General features: G+C 38.0%; 1 protein-coding gene. It reads left to right on the forward strand.

All coding sequences use genetic code 11. The annotated features are described in order from the left end of the window. Positions 1-1,325 (forward strand): DUF6443 domain-containing protein (locus SY27_RS18935; RefSeq protein WP_045972864.1); only part of this gene is annotated, 1,325 nt, incomplete at both ends.

The raw sequence follows: 1,325 nt of genomic DNA on the forward strand, positions 1-1,325 counted from the left end.
CCTAGTTTAAATTACGATCCGACTGCCCAAGCTTCAGTAATGAATTTTTATGGCATACTTGATCCTTCAAAAACAGGTAATCCCGCTTTTGATATTACAGGCAATCCATATAGCGAAAAAGAAYTAGAAGCTTCCCCACTAAACCGAGTGTTYAARCAAGCTGCTCCAGGTGATCCTTGGGCAATGGGACAAGGCAAAGAAATAAAATTGGAATACGACACCAACCTAGCAAACGATGTACGTTCCTATCAGGCCAATGCGACATGGAATGCTRCYTTAGGCTTATACACCATTAGTATTCAAGATTTAGGCTATTATGCTCCAGCACAATTATATGTTACTATTACCAAAGATGAAAACTGGAAATCGACACAAACTCATCCAAAGGACAATACCACCGAAGAATACAAAGACAAAGAAGGACAAGTGGTATTAAAACGTACTTTTAACAATGGTAATCCACACGAAACCTATTACATTTACGATCAATTTGGTAACCTTACCTATGTGATCCCACCATTAGCAGAAGGCATTGCCAGTCAGGCTAATTTGGATAATCTAGGCTATCAATACAAGTATGATTCTCGCAACCGATTAGTAGAAAAGAAATTACCAGGTAAACAATGGGAATTTATTATTTATGACAAACTAGATCGACCTGTAGCTACCGGACCTGCTTTTGCTCCTTTTAGTGGAGACCCAAATATAGGTTGGATGATTACTAAATATGACTTATTCAGTAGAGTTGCTTATACAGGTTGGTATAGTGCTACTTATCCTAATTCGAATGGAAGAAAGCAAATGCAAGATCTATACAACAATCAGTCTACCATTAGTGAGTCCAAGGGAAATGAAACCATAAATTATATTTCTACAGGATATACGAATACCACTTTCCCTACAACTGGATTCTACTTGTTAACGGTTAATTATTATGATGATTATGCTTATCCAAATGCTCCAAATCTTCCAACCCAAATAGAAGGGCAAACCATAGCTAGCAATGTAAAAGGATTGCCAACAGGTTTGTGGACAAGAGTTTTAACTAGTGGAGGAGAATTTAAAGGGGAAACTAGCTACACTTTGTACGATGATCGTTATAGACCTGTGCGTGTTTATACTTCAAACCATTTAGGCGGATTTACACAAGTAGATTCCAAACTGGATTGGGCTGGAAAAACCGAATATACCATTACCACCCATAAATACGACACCAATGCTACAGCAATAACCGTTACCGATCGTTTTAGCTATTCCCCACAAGATCGTTTAACCCAACACAAACAGCAAATAAACAGTCTGCCAGAACAGCTTATTACCCAAAA

The organism is Flavobacterium sp. 316, from assembly GCF_000967805.1.
Classification (GTDB): domain Bacteria; phylum Bacteroidota; class Bacteroidia; order Flavobacteriales; family Flavobacteriaceae; genus Flavobacterium; species Flavobacterium sediminilitoris.